Below are 16,182 nucleotides of genomic sequence, written 5' to 3' on the forward strand. Positions count from 1 at the left end.
ATTTATTGCACCTGTATAATCACTTGTAATGTCGCATTAAATTTACCAGCAGTTATTTTCTCTCTCGGTAACGCTTCTAATGAGGCATATAATGTTTTAGTTAAATCGGTAATACCATTATTAAATGAGACTGAACTAGCATCATCATAAATAGGATACCAACCATAACTATCACCTTGCCCTTCATTCGCTAATGTTGATAATAAGTTTAATGGCACACCTGATGGACGATATATTCTTACACCAACCCCTTTTGCCATACTTGAGTCAGTACCATAACCATCTGTCACTAAATGAGTAATTGCGGCACCATTAGGTACTGTTAATCCTAATTCAATTGCTTTGTTAACATTTGCAGGTCTAGGTAAAAATCCCATTGCGGTTTGTCCCGCTCCAGTCCCACTGGAAATATTACTCAAACCATCGCTAGCGGGCGGTGCTGATTGACAATAAAAATCAATCGTAATAGGTAAAGTGACTTTTTTGCCACTTGCTAACTCATTAATAGTAACCAATGGAAATAAAACATAAGGCGTAACGTTTCGCACAAAACAAGTAGACGCATTACGTATATAAATTCGGCGAGACATATTTACAGCAGCAGGCCAATAAGCATAAAAACCATGATAATTTGTAGCGTGATCTGCACCATCTTTTAATAAATAAGAGAAATTAGAGCTTTGAAAAGCGATATAACCTGCCGGTTGATTAATAAAAGTAATTAACCCACTACTTGATTGTGCTGGTGGCATATCACTTGTTCTTTCATAGTTAATCTTAAATAACTCCACTTCCATATTAGAGAAATTTTTTGCTTTTACTAAGATCCATCCTTGGCTATCTCTTTCTAAATTATCTAAAGCACGAGATTTCCAATAGCGACTATAATATTCGCCTGTAATGGTATTTTTAATGCGAATACCCAATCCTCTTGCCAGACTAATATAGGTATCATTTAAACCTAATGTTGGATTAACTAGATTTCTACCACCATAATTATAGTCACCATTAGTTGAGTAAAACTCTCTTAATTTACCCTCTTCATCGGCTGTGCAACGAAATAATATCTGTTCTGGATCATAAACCTCATAACCCGCCTCAAAAAAAGAGACAAAACCACTCGCCACTAATGTACCCGGAATTTGAAACTGATCATTATTAACATTAATAACTTTAGGGGTACTTCCCATTGATCCCGAATCATCTCTCGCACCTTGCCAACTTTTCGCTGAACCTTTGCCCGGCTCGGTATAATACACACTATTAGGATTAGTCGTCGTAGTTGTTATTTTATAACATGTTGCCAAGGCTAAAGAAGGGAATAGCATCAAGGCTAATAAAATAGAGGAGTAATGAGAAAATAAACAGTGATTTAATTTCATAAGCATTGACCTGATAATAAAATGAGTTTATCTGCTTCTTTTTCTTCTGGTATTGAGTAATCAATTTGGCAACTATCTTCATCTTTACCGACAGTCAGTGTCCCTTTCCTATTTTCAACCCTGACATAAATCTGGTTACTTTGCCCTACCATACCAACAATGTGCTTATCTTTATCGAAAACATTTTCGCCTAATGTCAATTCACTTTCTGGCTTAATCGAAATCAATACAGGATATCCGACTTGGGTTTTAAAAACGATTTTGGTGCTTGAACCTGAATACGGTGCTATTTGCTTCGTACTTTCCAATAGCTCAATATTATTATTTCTAATATTTTTCCCATCCAAGCTAACATTGTTATATTGATAAGGGACAAGAGAAGGCACAATAGCATAACCAAAAGGATCAATGCGGGCGCCCATACCATTACTCACACTCGCACCACTTGCACCTTTTGCTTCCACTAAAGCAAAAGAATCACTAATACGAGGACCTAATGTTATCCCTCCACTGTGTGCAACTAACGCACCTTGAATACCTACGCTACCTTGCGTGTAATGTTTACCATTAGAGATACTGCCTGATAGCGTGGTAAAAGGAAGCTGTTTAATTAAATGTAAACCACTGCCTATCGCTCTATTTTGTGTGTCATAATCCGCATTTACACTATAAGAAAGCGTTTTATCTTCACCTAAAAGTCCTGATAAATTCGTTTGATAACTCGAATCATCGCTAGAATGACTAGAAGATAGTGATAGCATGGGTGAATAATCAGAGCGTCCTAATGGCATAGAAACAGATAACATAACCATATCCTCAGATATCGGATCGGTTGTTATTGGTGTAAAAGTATTATTTGCCGTCATTTGTCCCGTTTTTTGGCGACTATAAGCAAGGCTATAAGCAATATCTTTATAGGTATTTGAATAACCGATTTGATACTGGGCATCATGTCCTTTATTACCATAATAGTTACTGATAGAGCCCGAAATATAAAGCTGCCCCCACTTATCAAGAGACTGATTAACACTAAGTGTAAACTGGCTTTCTTGGTTATAGCTGCTGGAATTCCATTCCATGTCATTACTTGCACTTTTTCTCAACCCCAATACATCATTATATTCGCGAAAATTCTCTGTTGAATATTTATAACCTGCGAGTGTAATAACAGTATTTGTTGGGCTAAAAGTACGGCTATAACTAATGCCTAATCGTCCACCTTGATAATTTTTACCGTCCACTTCAGCGTTTGAAAATGCTGAATTAAAACCGATTGCACCTAATTTTGTAGCAATAACAGAGCCGACAAATATGGCTTGATATTGGTGTCCTACACGTACCCCCGTATTTAGCGTTACCATATTGTTCACACCATATTGCAAAGCAATATCTGAAAAATAGCTATTTTCTGCAGCAAAGTTATTCACTTCACCCGCAGTAAAGTTATATTTAAGGCGCCCAGCTCTTACAGATTCAGGTAATGCGGTAAATGGCACTGTAAAAGAAGAAATTTTGCCATTACTTTCGTAAATTTCGACAAACAAATCTCCTTCATAACTAGTTGGATAAAGATCATTTATTTCAAATTGCCCAGGTGACACAGTCGTTTGATAAATTTCAGTACCATTTTGTTTTATCACTATACGGGCGGTTGTCGTCGCAATACCACGAATAACAGGTGCATAACCTTTTTGAGAATCTGGCAACATTCTTTCATCAGACATTAATTGAATACCTTTAAATGCCAGACTTGAAAATTGTGCGCCTGTTGTATAAATATCACCGACAACTAACATCGACTTTAATGTCAGTAACGGTTTTTGTAGATAAGTTCTAATCCAATTAAATTCACTATTACTTCCCGACTTTGATGAATTATAAGAGTAAGACGCTTGTTGACGAAATTGCCAGGTTCCTAAATTTATGCCCATGTTGACACTACCAAAACCATAGTCTGAGCTTTGTCCGTTCGATTTATTCTTATAGTAATTACCAGAATAATTAGAGAACAACATGGTATTGCCCGCATCTAAATCATCTTCATTGACATAACCTTGTGGCCTTCGTTTTAATAAGATTTGAGGCACTGCAATCATGATTCTAAAATTAGAAGCATCAAATGAATCTATAATATTTTTATTAATTTGGTTTAATACTAAACATTGATTATTATCTTGACTAAGTTCATCATCCAGCAAGATCCCCATATCATCAATCTGTTGTTGATTAAAACAAGGCGTCACTTTACCGTTATCATTTAATTGAAAATGCACTATTTTTCTTTCAAAAAAGCGATTATTAATGTAGATATCAACATCATAATTGCCAGGCTCCACATAATTACTATCATGAAGCTGATTAATGTTGATATTACTTTTGCTACCTAGTAATAAAGAAGGATCAAATTCATAATCATCGGCCAATGCAGAAGGCATTGATTGAATAAATAGAGAAAATGAGCCGATTAAGAATACGACTTTTATTCTCTTATTTAATTGTGCTGTGTTTTTTTCTATAGATTTCATTTCAATTCCATTTTTTTAATGAATTAAATCTGTCGCACTATTTTGCCCACCTAGATCATTAATGTATTTATAGGTCATTTTATCGGGTGAAAATGAAATCGTTCTGCCATTTTTAGCGACTAATACTTCCGTTGATAACGGAGAAACCATAGTTGGTTTAAATATAAATTTTTGACCCGAAGTATTCGTGGCCTCAAGTTGCGCAAATGACACAAAAAAAGGTGAATCGTTTTTAACTTTTATAGTTCCATTATTCTCTTTTGAGAATGATATTTGTTTCTCGATATTATTTAGCTGTGAGACAATCTCAGTTGGACGATAAAATATTTTTAATCGATGATGCACAATAACCGTAAAGCTATTTCCTTCTTTTATATCTTTATTCAAATCTTTAGGTGGAATTTGTGCCACATTTAAAAAGAAAATAGATTCTTTATCTTGTGGTAGACCTTCGCCAGTATAAATTAATCGCGCGTCTCTCCCTGTTTTAGGATCGATACGAAAAACGGGGGGTTGAATAACAAAAGGGGCATCTGCATTATCTGGGGTTGAATTAGGATTATTTTTATCTGCCCAGATTTGCATAATGTAAGGAATTTCATCGTTATTCATAAACTTTAAAACTTCAAAACGTGAATCCGATGAATAAACAATACGTGTTTTTAGCATGGTGACACTAGAATACGACGCAGTGCTATAACTTAAGAAAAATACGATAATTAGCATTATTATTTTTTTCATTACTTATCTCCCTCTTATATAAATAAAAAATGCCTCCTTTATATAAAGGAGACATATAAACATTATTGATAAGAGATAGAGTACTGCACACTACCCTCTACTTTACCTGCTGTTGCAACATCATCTGCATAATAACGTACAGCATAATCATAAGATGCTGATTTTTCGTTTGCTTTTAACACTAAGCCTTCGTTACCTACACCAGTTAAATCAATTTTTGTACCGGTTTTCGCAGGGTCAATAATTTCTAAACTAACATTGTTATTTGCTGCTGTATTACCAATACGACCTTCTGTTGTCAGATTATTAGCAATAAATATAGTTTTAATATTTGTATCTGTTGGTTTAGAACCAGTACAACCACTCACTGCAATAGTAAATGGTGTCTGACCTGCTGTTTTACCCGCAGTATCTAATGCGGTTACGGGCACGGTTGGTAATAAAACAACAGGAAGTGCTGAATTACCATTAACCGTTACAGTACAAGTTTCATCAGAAACTTCGCCTTGAAAACGGATAGTGTTATCAGAAGCCGCATAAACTGTAGATGAAAAAATACCTGCGATCATCGCAGTAAGAAGCATTTTATTCATAATAAAGCTCTCTCTTGTTATATATTTAAATAAGTTGTTTTTGGGGTTAAATAAACGAAAAGGCTCACACGAAATAAAATGTTATCAATAACATTATTTCATGTTTATTACGTACTAATATTTAAGTATTTGCAATTATCATCTCATTTACTCGTAAAACGCAACTACATTTAACACGTATAAAGCGTAATATTTATATATTTTTCGATTTTAAGCATATTCTTATAGTCTAAATATGACTATTTCGCATTTTTAACAAAAAAACATCTATTTATTAGGATTAATATTAAAAAAAATATTAACTTACTTAAAATTGATATTTATCATTTTTAATAAAAAAAGTTCAATAAATTCATTATTTTTTAAAATTTAAAATAAAATCATCCGTATTATTTTAGCATTATCTATATCACCTGTTTCTTTCAGTAATATTTAAATTAGATTAATAAATTAACATTTATTTAATTGATAAAGTTTATTTACAACAAATGCATTCGCTATATTATAATTAATATAACCACAGATTGTTTAACTTATATTTATTAACCTATTAATGAAAAACAAGGGAAGCATTTTAAATAATAGTATCTTTCACTTAATTATTATATTTTTATATAACTATATATATTTATTTAATCTAAACGTAAAACATTCTCAAACTTATTCAGGTTCTCTTTACTAAAAATAATAGAAATAAAAAGTATGTTGCTTACTTTTTTTAATGATATTTCATAATCTCCTACTGGGAGAAAAATAATTTCTCCTGCGCGATATTTTGGATCATCTGGCTCTAAATCACCGCCAGTTGTATCCTCTCCAGCACCAATAAAAACTTTACCTGATGGACAGTTTATATTTATTCTTACATCTGGATCTTCAATTTTATCGCATAGATTAATAGTGTAAAAACCATCATTACCTAAACCAATAAATACAATATTGCCTTTATTCATCTCATCTAACTCATCATCAGGTATGCTCCACCAATCTGCTGTATCTGATTTTCTATGTTGGATCGCTTGTAAATCAAAAATAGCCAGAGTTGCCGTATCAGTCATAAAAGAAAATGCGTTTGACATATTAATGCTCCAAAAAACAGTTTTGATCGTACCAAAATATTTCCCTTCCCTTATATATTGGATAATTATATAGGATTTTATCTATACTATTTGGCAAACCAATTACTTATACTAGACTTATATTTTATGCACTACTTATACTCTAAATAATTTGCAACAACTTGAAGATATGCAAACAAATACTCTAAATAATCCAAGTTATAGCTAGGCGACAATGCTGTGGCTTGAAATATGACGTATATATACATGGACGATCTTATGAAATTACAACGACTCCTTATCCCTCTTTCCCTTTATGCGATTTCCTCATCGCCAGCAATCGCTGCTTCTGCTCAATGTACAAATACTGAAAAGCAAACCAATATTGCCAATAGTGACATTATATTGCTCAGCTCTTATAACGGCCCAGTTAAATCCGTCACGATGACCAGCACGATACCCCATGACGGACGTTTTAAAGCACTAAAAGGTGAAATCCACTTTGATGAATGTGGAAAGTTATTGAAAAATAGCACATCAATGCAAGAGTACTTTGAAGGCAATGTAGAAACTAATTTAATAAGAACATTGCCTAATAACCCTTCTGTTATCCGATATCAATTTCAGATAAAGAATGCCTATGGCTCACACTCTATCTACATGCAAGAAACCTATCATCAAGATAAACAGAACCGGTTTAACAAAAGAGTAATCCAATATTACGGAAATGATGGCACTTTATTAGATACAGTCACTAGCCAATTCGACTATAAAGATGGACGCATTATTAAAGAAACAAGCGAATCGTCTGATCCTACAACTAAGCCTATCACAACAGAGTACACCTATAGCCCCCAAGGAAAACTACAATCCGTAATAGAGGACGGCAAAATAAATGTAGAATACCAGTATGATCTAGACGGAAAAGTTGTTACTCAATCAAACTATATCAAAGGCATTAATGGAGAAGATAAAGCCTTTATCACCACCTGCCTTGAATGGGACAAATTTGCTAACTGTTCAAAAGAGGAACTTGAAAGTACGATTACATTTAATGATAAAGTCATTAATTTCAGTAAAGCCATGCTTCATAACGAGTTTATTTATTACGAATAATGTTTACATTATATCTTTTGTATCTAATTTAAATTAACAATAAAGGCCACCTCATTAAATAAGGTAGCCTTTGATTTATCTAATTTTATTATGTATTACGATATTGAGTCTCAGCTTCTTCAAAGCGTTGTTGATTCTCTTTGTTTGGTTCTTTTCCCATTAAACTAATGACAACAATAGCAATAGAAGCAAAAATAAAGCCGGGAATAATTTCATATAACCCAAACCATTTATATTGCATCCACACTAACACGGTTAAAGCCCCTATCAACATTCCGGCAAATGCACCATTACGAGTCATACGTTTCCACATTACAGAAATGAGGATCACAGGACCAAAAGCGGCACCAAAACCTGCCCACGCATTACTTACTAGATCAAGCACCTTATTGTTTGGGTCACGCGCTAAGAAAATTGCGATGATCGCAACTAGTAACACCATGCCACGCCCTACCCAAACTAGCTCTTTTTGGCTCGCACTTTTACGAATAAATGGTTTGTATAAATCTTCAGTTAATGCACTTGCGCAGACTAATAATTGACAGCTTAATGTACTCATAACCGCTGCTAGAATTGCAGACAAAAGAATACCAGCAATCCATGGATTAAAGAGCAGCGAAGCCAGCTCCATAAAAATACGTTCATTTTTAGCTGTTACAGCACCCGCTTGTGCTGGATTCATTTCAAAGTAAGCAATACCAAAGAATCCAACCGCAACCGTGCCGCCCAAACAGAGGATCATCCACGTCATACCGATACGACGTGCTTTACGAATTGTTTGATTTGAATCTGCTGCCATAAAACGCGCTAAGATATGAGGTTGCCCAAAGTAACCTAATCCCCACGCCAATAAAGAGATAATGGCAATAAAATCAAGACCTTTGAACATATCAAGATAAGACGGATCTTTTGCTTTAATAATGGCAATAGAAGTATCAATGCCGCCGACTGAGAAAATTACAATAATAGGTGTCAGGATCAGAGCAAAAATCATTAACGTTGCTTGGACTGTATCTGTCCAACTTACTGCAAGAAAGCCACCTAAAAAGGTATATGCGATAGTTGCAATCGCACCATAAATCATAGCTTCGTGGTAAGGGATATGGAACGTAGATTCAAACAGCATTCCACCAGCAACCACGCCTGAAGCACAATAGATAGTAAAGAAGGTAAGAATAACTAACGCTGAAATAATACGTAGCATTTTACTTTTATCATCAAAACGTGATGTCAAATAATCGGGTAACGTCAATGCATTATTGTTTTTTTCAGTTTGCAAACGCAAACGCCCCGCAACTAAACGCCAGTTTAGCCATGCTCCTAAACAGAGGCCAATAGCTATCCAACTTTCTGAAATACCAGCGAAAAATACTACGCCAGGTAATCCCATTAATAACCAACCACTCATATCTGAAGCACCCGCTGACAGCGCAGTGACTACACTGCCCAATCGCCGACCGCCAAGAATATAATCATCAAAGTTTTTTGTTGAACGATAAGCAAGGTAGCCAATAAAAAGCATACCCAAGATATAGATCGTAAATGTAATTAGCATTGGCGAAGTTAGAGCCATAATTGCAGTTCTCCATAAATCTGTTTCCGATCATCGGTATGCTTTTGACTTGTACAGGAACGTTGCACTTAGTTGCACATTAATGATCTTTTCAGTTTTTAATTAAAATAATTTCTTACAGCAACAGATAAAGCATTCACATCAATCCTAGAATAGGTTAACTGCATTTAACAAGAAATTAACGTTTAAATGTTTAAATTTTGTTTATGACCTCACACTATTTGTCTTAATTCGAGGGTTCATTATAAATACAAACATCAATAAAATAAATATAATTTATTGATTTATATGCAAATATATAGAAATGGACAAATTAAACTATTTTTAATTATGTACAAAACCTGACTACTTTCACATTATTTATAAATAAATTGTTAACAATGTTGCACAAAGTTGCAACATGAATGATATTAATAAAAATAACGGGTAACTGTACTTGTGAATTAGAAATAGAATATGAGGAGCACTGCATGAGTAGCACAACAATGGGTGTTAGACTTGACGAAGAAACCCGCAATAGATTAAAAAAAGCTGCGCAGAAATTAGATAGAACATCACATTGGTTAATTAAACAGGCTATTTTCAATTATCTAGAACAAGTTGAAAATGATCAGATTAATATTGGTCACTCCGTATTTGCAGAGCAAGATCTTGATGAAAGCACTGAAATACCAACCGCTCATTATCAGCCCTTTTTAGAGTTTGCTGAACATATTCACCCGCAGTCTGTTTTACGCTCAGCAATTACTTCTGCATATCGCACACCTGAAACACAAGCTGTACCTATGCTATTGCAGCAAGCGACATTACCTGAAAATGAGGCTCAAGCAACACACAAATTAGCCTATTCCATTGCCGAAAAACTACGTAACCAGAAAAATGGTGTTGGACGCTCCGGGTTGGTTCAAGGTCTATTACAGGAATTTTCACTTTCTTCACAAGAAGGTGTTGCCCTAATGTGTTTAGCTGAAGCTTTATTACGTATTCCAGATAAAGCCACGCGTGATGCCCTTATTCGTGACAAAATTAGTCATGGTAATTGGCGCTCACACTTAGGACAAAGTCAATCGATGTTTGTGAATGCAGCGACATGGGGCTTATTATTCACGGGTAAATTAGTTTCTACTCATAATGAAGAAAAACTCTCTAACTCTTTAAATCGCATCTTGACCAAAAGTGGTGAGCCATTAGTGCGCAAAGGCGTTGATATGGCCATGCGTTTAATGGGTGAGCAATTTGTGACAGGTGAAACTATTTCTCAAGCACTTGCAAATGCACGCAAACTTGAAGAAAAAGGCTTTAGCTACTCTTATGACATGTTAGGAGAAGCAGCATTAACAGAAAAAGACGCGCAAGATTATTTAGTTTCTTATCAGCAAGCCATCCACGCAATTGGTAAAGCATCTAATGGCAGAGGTATTTATGAAGGCCCTGGAATATCTATCAAGCTTTCAGCATTACATCCTCGTTATAGCCGTGCTCAATATGAGCGAGTGATGTCAGAGCTTTACCCTCGCCTACTCTCATTAACATTACAAGCAAAGCAATACGACATCGGGATTAATATTGATGCAGAAGAAGCGGATAGACTAGAAATTTCACTCGACTTACTTGAAAAACTCTGCTTTGAACCTGAATTAGCTGGCTGGAATGGAATTGGTTTTGTTATTCAAGCTTACCAAAAACGTTGTCCATTAGTTATTGATTATGTCATTGATTTGGCACGCCGTAGTCGTCGTCGCTTAATGATCCGTTTAGTGAAAGGCGCCTATTGGGATAGCGAGGTCAAACGCGCTCAAATTGATGGTCTTGAAGACTATCCTGTCTATACTCGCAAAGTGTATACCGATGTCTCTTATCTTGCTTGTGCAAAAAAACTACTCGCATCACCTAATTTTATTTACCCACAATTCGCCACGCATAATGCGCACACACTATCAGCAATTTATCATTTAGCGGGTCAAAACTATTACCCCGGACAATATGAATTCCAGTGTTTACACGGTATGGGAGAGCCACTTTATGCACAAGTTGTAGGAAAAATAGCAGACGATAAATTAGGTCGTCCTTGTCGTATTTATGCACCTGTAGGAACACATGAAACATTACTTGCCTATTTAGTCCGTCGCCTACTTGAAAATGGTGCCAATACCTCCTTTGTAAACCGAATTGCAGATACCACAATTTCTCTTGATGAATTAGTGGCTGATCCAGTTAAAGAAGTGAATAGAATGGCTCAAGTCGAAGGCCAAGTTGGACTTTCACATCCTAAAATTCCGCTTCCTAATCAACTGTATGGTGATGAGCGTAAAAACTCACCCGGTATTGATATGTCAAACGAACATCGCTTGGCATCGCTTTCTAGTGCTTTATTAACATCAGCAACTGAAAATATACATTGCGAACCTTTATTAGGTGATACGTTTAACTCTTCAGAAAAAACACCAGAACCTCAATCTGTATTAAACCCAGCCAATCATACGGATATTGTAGGTACAGTAAGAGAAGCGACCGAAGCAGAGGCAGATTTTGCTTTAACCATTGCTCAAGAAAAAGGCGAGATCTGGTTTGCAACACCCCCAGCAGAAAGAGCCTCGTTCTTGATCCGTACAGCGGAATTAATGGAACAGCAAATGGGGCCACTTATGGGAATATTAGTGCGTGAAGCGGGTAAAACTTACAGCAATGCCATTGCGGAAGTTCGTGAAGCCATTGATTTTCTTTATTACTATGCAGCACAAGTGACTCAGGATTTTGATAACAATACACATCGACCTTTAGGGCCTGTGGTTTGTATCAGCCCGTGGAATTTCCCATTAGCCATATTCAGTGGACAAATTGCCGCAGCTTTAGCCGCTGGTAATACGGTTCTTGCAAAACCCGCAGAGCAGACACCTTTAATTGCATCAAAAGCCGTTGAGCTTTTCCATCAAGCAGGAGTTCCTTCTTTTGCTCTACAACTGCTACCAGGGCAAGGTGAAACCATTGGTGCTCGTTTAGTGGCTAATGAGCGTGTTCGTGGCGTGATGTTTACAGGCTCGACAGATGTTGCACATATTTTACAAAAAACCTTAGCGGGTCGATTAGATAGCGAAGGTCACCCAGTGCCTTTAATTGCAGAAACGGGTGGCTTAAATGCCATGATTGTGGATTCATCTGCATTAACAGAACAAGTGGTGACTGATGTTATGGCATCTGCTTACGATAGCGCGGGGCAACGTTGCTCAGCTTTACGTCTGTTATGTATTCAAGAAGAAGTGGCCGATCATACTATCGAGATGCTTAAAGGTGCGATGGCGCAAGCTACAATTGGTGATCCAAGTTTGCTATCCACCGATATTGGTCCTGTTATCGATAAAGAAGCAAAATCAGCCATAGAGAAACATATTCAATCTATGCGCACAACAGGCTACGATATTTATCAAGCTTCACACAATAACCTGCCAAAACACATTGAAAATAACAGTACCTTTGTTCAACCGACTTTAATTGAGTTAGATAAAGTCAGTTCATTGAAGAAAGAAATCTTTGGTCCTGTATTACATGTTGTGCGTTATGCAAGCCAAGATTTACCTGCTTTGCTAGAAGAGATTAATGCGACAGGTTATGGCTTAACAATGTGCGTTCATACGCGTATTGATGAAACTATTGCTTATGTTGCATCACATGCCAAAGTGGGGAATTTATACGTAAACCGTAATATGGTTGGTGCGGTTGTCGGTGTTCAACCCTTTGGTGGTGAAGGATTATCCGGTACAGGCCCGAAAGCTGGTGGCCCTGTTTATCTGTACCGCTTATTATCCAAACGCCCTGAAAATGCAGCAACGCAAACACTAGCGCGTCAAGATGAAACATTCCCGCTTGATACTTCTATGCGTAATTTACAAACTTACCATAAGTATATGGAATGGTTATCAAACAAAACAGATAAATCACACTATGAAGCCTTAGAAAAATATGCCCTTGCATCCCAAGCAGGCACATTACGTGTATTGCCGGGTCCTACTGGTGAGCGTAACACCTATCAATTAGTTCCTTGCGGTCATGTGTTGTGTATTTCCGATAATGAGCAAGATGTATTCACTCAAATTGCAGCTGTTCTTGCTTCTGGTTGTCATGCCGTTGTCGTTAATAGTCTATTCTCACAAAAAACATATCGTGAATTGCCTGATATTGTCAGAAAAGCCATTACATTGACGGAAAACTGGCATGATGAGTCACTGAAAATAAATGCTGTGATTTACCATGGTGATGGCGATCAATTACGTGAAACTTGCCAGAAAATTGCTCAACGTAAAGGAGCTATAATTTCTGTTCAAGGGTTTTCTCGTGGTGAGACGGGTCTCTTGTTAGAACGTTTATTACATGAAAGAGCCTTAAGTATTAATACAGCAGCAGCAGGAGGCAATGCAAGCTTAATGACGATTAGTTAATTCCCCCTTCTCTTTCTCTCCTTGTCTTTGAGACCACCTTTAAAGTTTGTTTTCTTAGAGGTGGTTTTTTCTTTTGTTACTCTATTATTTCTAAAGAGATAGTCAAAAGTGTTATTTTTTTGGAAGAACAACAGAAAGGTAAATAAAGTATGATTAGATTATAAACAACAAAGAAAGGAGTAGGCTAGGCTACTCCTTTTAAGGTCTCTCTTGAGCGCAATTAGTGACTGCTATTCATCGATGGTGGTTCTTGACACCAATCGAGATATTGCTCGTACTTACGTAGCGCAATATTGTAGTTACTAAATGCAGAGGGAGTGAGCTTTTTACTCAGGTCTGACTGAATTTTCTCTGTCGTAAATTCTTGACGAGGAAAATTAGTTGAAGTCAGTAATTCATCGAGCCGACGTAAACGAACCACATACTCACGAACAGTACTGTGGCTCATCTCCGTTTGTTCAAACAAATACTGCTTAAAAGACATAATGTCAAAGTAGTCAGTTTCACTATTACAGTAAATCTCACTACAAAAACGGCATAGCGCAGAGAATTTCTCTTGTAACGTTTCCCACGTTTCATCATCAATTAAATCCGTCATTTCAGAAATGGCTTCTTTATTGATAACTTGGCGATTGAATACGAGAGAGATCCGATCCAACGCCTTGTGGCAATGTAGACAATGAGTCTGGCTGTGTTTATAGTCTTTAATGTAACGGCTTAGCGGCCGTTTCTTTTGTGTTGAAACAGACATAAGAGATAAAGCCCTGTGTTGTAGTCTTAATAAACAAAAACAAAAATAAGCAAAACTTCTATTTCTCTGGGTTTAAGCGTGCTCGCAACCTTTTTATGGCTTGGCTGTGTAGCTGGCTCACGCGGGATTCCCCGACATTAAGCACTGCGCCTATTTCTTTCAAATTAAGTTCTTCCTGATAATACAGAGTAAGAACCATTTTTTCCCTTTCGGGAAGCAATTCTATCGCGTCTATGACTCTTTGGCGAATATCACTTTCTAACAACATCTGTAATGGATTGTCATCATGATCTTCGTCTTGAGACGGTTCACAGCTTTCACCGTAAATTTCATGCCATTCGTCATAAGAGAACAATTGGCTGTTATTCGTATCCAATAGGATCTGCCGGTATTCTGCTAACTCAATCTGCAAATGATCAGCAACTTCCTGTTCTAATGGTGGTCGTCCTAGATCCTGCTCTAATTGATGAATAGAATGAGTAACTTCTCTTGCATTACGACGCACACTGCGTGGCGCCCAATCTCGACTACGTAGCTCATCTAACATTGAGCCACGGATACGTTGAACAGCATAAGTGGTAAAGGCAGCACCTTGCATTGAGTCATAACGCTCAACGGCGTTTAATAAACCAATCCCACCCGCTTGCAAAAGATCATCCAATTCAACACTCGCAGGTAACTTGACCTGTAATCGTAATGCTTCATGGCGAACCAACGGGACATATCGCTCCCAGAGGCTATTTTTGTCCATCACGCCTTCGGCGGTATACAAATCACTCACAACAAAAGACACCTTTGGATAAAAGACCGGAAACCATTATCTGGCGAAATAAATTTAGCAATCGGCTGAACAGTGAAGCAAAAGCGCCTCTTTTTCACCTATGCCAAATTTTCAGCAAAAATCGGGTTTTCATTGATAATTAATTTGTCATTGCATTACGAGAACTACTTTACCTTACAAGAGGAGCGACTAATCCTTAGAAAAACCGTTAATTAAATTGATAATTTAGCTCATTAAAAGAAATCGATGCATTGAATCTGCATTCTGTTCATAAAAAAATAACATATAAATCATAGTATTTTATTTTGTGAGATTTTAGCTTCTAATTAGCAAGTTGAAATACTCATAAATGATTAATTAAAAAAACGATTGTTTTGATGATAAAACACCCACTACAAAATAATGTAATGGGTGTCATTTGAGGGTTATTTAAGATTGAAATTAACGAAGCAGTGATAATACGTTTTGAGGCATTTGGTTTGCTTGCGCAAGCACAGAGGTGCCTGCTTGTTGCAGGATTTGACCTTTACTCATATTAGACACTTCTGTCGCATAATCGGCATCTTCTATACGGCTACGTGATGCGGTCAGATTATTAACCGTGTTGCCTAAGTTAGCAATGGTAGAATCTAATCGGTTTTGCACGGCACCCATGGCACTGCGTAGGCTATCAACTTGAGATAATGCTTTATCTAGTGTTGATAATGGTTGTTCATTAACGATATCTAAACCTGCTACCGCTGTTGTAGTAACATTCACTGTTGCTTTAGCACCTGCAGCACCAGGAGTTACAGTTGCATCAAAGTAACCTTCAACACCTTTTGCATCAACAGTTTGTACGATAAGTTTTGATTTATCGTCTTTACCATCGGCACCTTTTGCATAATAGATATTATAGCTTTTAATTGTGCCTTTTGTAACTTTGTCATCTAGCGCTTGAGTATCTAACTGTTGTATTTCTTGTTTAGAACTAACAGTCACTTCTGCTTCTATTGCTTTAGAACCGAGTTTGCTTTTTGCTGATAAATCCAATTTATCAATACCCAATGTAGTCGCATCCATTTTTTTCAGATCAACACTGATTTGTTCTTTATCATGCGCCCCCACTTGTAAATTTAATGTGCTATCTTCACTTAACACTTTTACGCCATTAAATTGAGTCTGCGCTGAAATACGGTTAATTTCCGCAGTACGTTGATTCACTTCTTCCTGAATAGATTTAATATCAG

Annotated in this window: 11 protein-coding genes; 2 read left to right on the forward strand and 9 right to left on the reverse strand. The window is 36.6% G+C overall.

Annotation, left to right across the window (positions count from 1 at the left end; translation table 11 throughout):
* Nucleotides 1-2 precede the first annotated feature (2 nt).
* From GWI59_RS08500 to GWI59_RS08520, 5 genes are all read right to left on the reverse strand, one after another.
* A complete protein-coding gene (locus GWI59_RS08500; RefSeq protein ID WP_115065455.1) occupies nucleotides 3-1,382 on the reverse strand; it encodes a fimbrial protein in 1,380 nt (459 codons plus the stop codon).
* On the reverse strand, nucleotides 1,379-3,907 hold the full coding sequence (locus tag GWI59_RS08505; RefSeq protein WP_006533114.1) for a fimbria/pilus outer membrane usher protein: 2,529 nt from the start codon (nucleotides 3,905-3,907) through the stop codon (nucleotides 1,379-1,381). Before GWI59_RS08505 ends, GWI59_RS08500 begins: the two co-directional genes overlap by 4 nt.
* Before the next feature lie 15 nt (nucleotides 3,908-3,922).
* The gene (locus GWI59_RS08510; RefSeq protein WP_109847302.1) at nucleotides 3,923-4,648 is read right to left on the reverse strand and encodes a fimbrial biogenesis chaperone; all 726 of its coding nucleotides are present in this window, start codon (nucleotides 4,646-4,648) and stop codon (nucleotides 3,923-3,925) included.
* 62 nt (nucleotides 4,649-4,710) lie between these two features.
* Nucleotides 4,711-5,241 carry a fimbrial protein gene (locus tag GWI59_RS08515; protein ID WP_109847301.1) on the reverse strand — a complete coding sequence of 177 codons (531 nt, stop codon included), beginning with the start codon at nucleotides 5,239-5,241 and terminating at the stop codon, nucleotides 4,711-4,713.
* A 632-nt stretch (nucleotides 5,242-5,873) separates the two neighbouring features.
* Complete coding sequence (locus GWI59_RS08520) at nucleotides 5,874-6,320, reverse strand: DUF6386 family protein (protein ID WP_161724467.1); 447 nt, start codon at nucleotides 6,318-6,320, stop codon at nucleotides 5,874-5,876.
* Between the two features lie 258 nt (nucleotides 6,321-6,578).
* Here GWI59_RS08520 and GWI59_RS08525 point away from each other — a divergent pair, with 258 nt between their 5' ends.
* Nucleotides 6,579-7,415: a hypothetical protein gene (locus tag GWI59_RS08525; RefSeq protein WP_161724470.1), complete on the forward strand. Its 837-nt coding sequence runs from the start codon at nucleotides 6,579-6,581 to the stop codon at nucleotides 7,413-7,415.
* 88 nt (nucleotides 7,416-7,503) lie between these two features.
* Here the strand turns inward: GWI59_RS08525 and putP are convergent, their stop codons facing one another.
* The gene (putP, locus tag GWI59_RS08530) at nucleotides 7,504-8,988 is read right to left on the reverse strand and encodes a sodium/proline symporter PutP (protein WP_109400884.1); all 1,485 of its coding nucleotides are present in this window, start codon (nucleotides 8,986-8,988) and stop codon (nucleotides 7,504-7,506) included.
* 470 nt (nucleotides 8,989-9,458) lie between these two features.
* Between putP and putA the strand changes: the two genes are divergently transcribed.
* Nucleotides 9,459-13,421 (forward strand): trifunctional transcriptional regulator/proline dehydrogenase/L-glutamate gamma-semialdehyde dehydrogenase, encoded by a 3,963-nt coding sequence (putA, locus tag GWI59_RS08535; protein WP_161724473.1) that lies wholly within the window; start codon nucleotides 9,459-9,461, stop codon nucleotides 13,419-13,421.
* Nucleotides 13,422-13,641: 220 nt separating this feature from the next.
* Here putA and fliZ read toward each other — a convergent pair whose 3' ends face one another.
* From fliZ to GWI59_RS08550, 3 genes are all read right to left on the reverse strand, one after another.
* Nucleotides 13,642-14,172, reverse strand: coding sequence for a flagella biosynthesis regulatory protein FliZ (fliZ, locus tag GWI59_RS08540; protein ID WP_006533125.1), 531 nt, complete (start codon nucleotides 14,170-14,172; stop codon nucleotides 13,642-13,644).
* Between the two features lie 58 nt (nucleotides 14,173-14,230).
* Entirely contained in the window at nucleotides 14,231-14,953 is a 723-nt protein-coding gene (locus GWI59_RS08545; RefSeq protein ID WP_036912728.1) for an RNA polymerase sigma factor FliA, read from the reverse strand.
* Nucleotides 14,954-15,394: 441 nt separating this feature from the next.
* The coding region (locus GWI59_RS08550; protein ID WP_161724476.1) for a flagellin at nucleotides 15,395-16,182 on the reverse strand (788 nt) is incomplete at its 5' end.

The organism is Proteus sp. G2673 (assembly GCF_009915125.1).
Lineage (GTDB): Bacteria > Pseudomonadota > Gammaproteobacteria > Enterobacterales > Enterobacteriaceae > Proteus > Proteus penneri.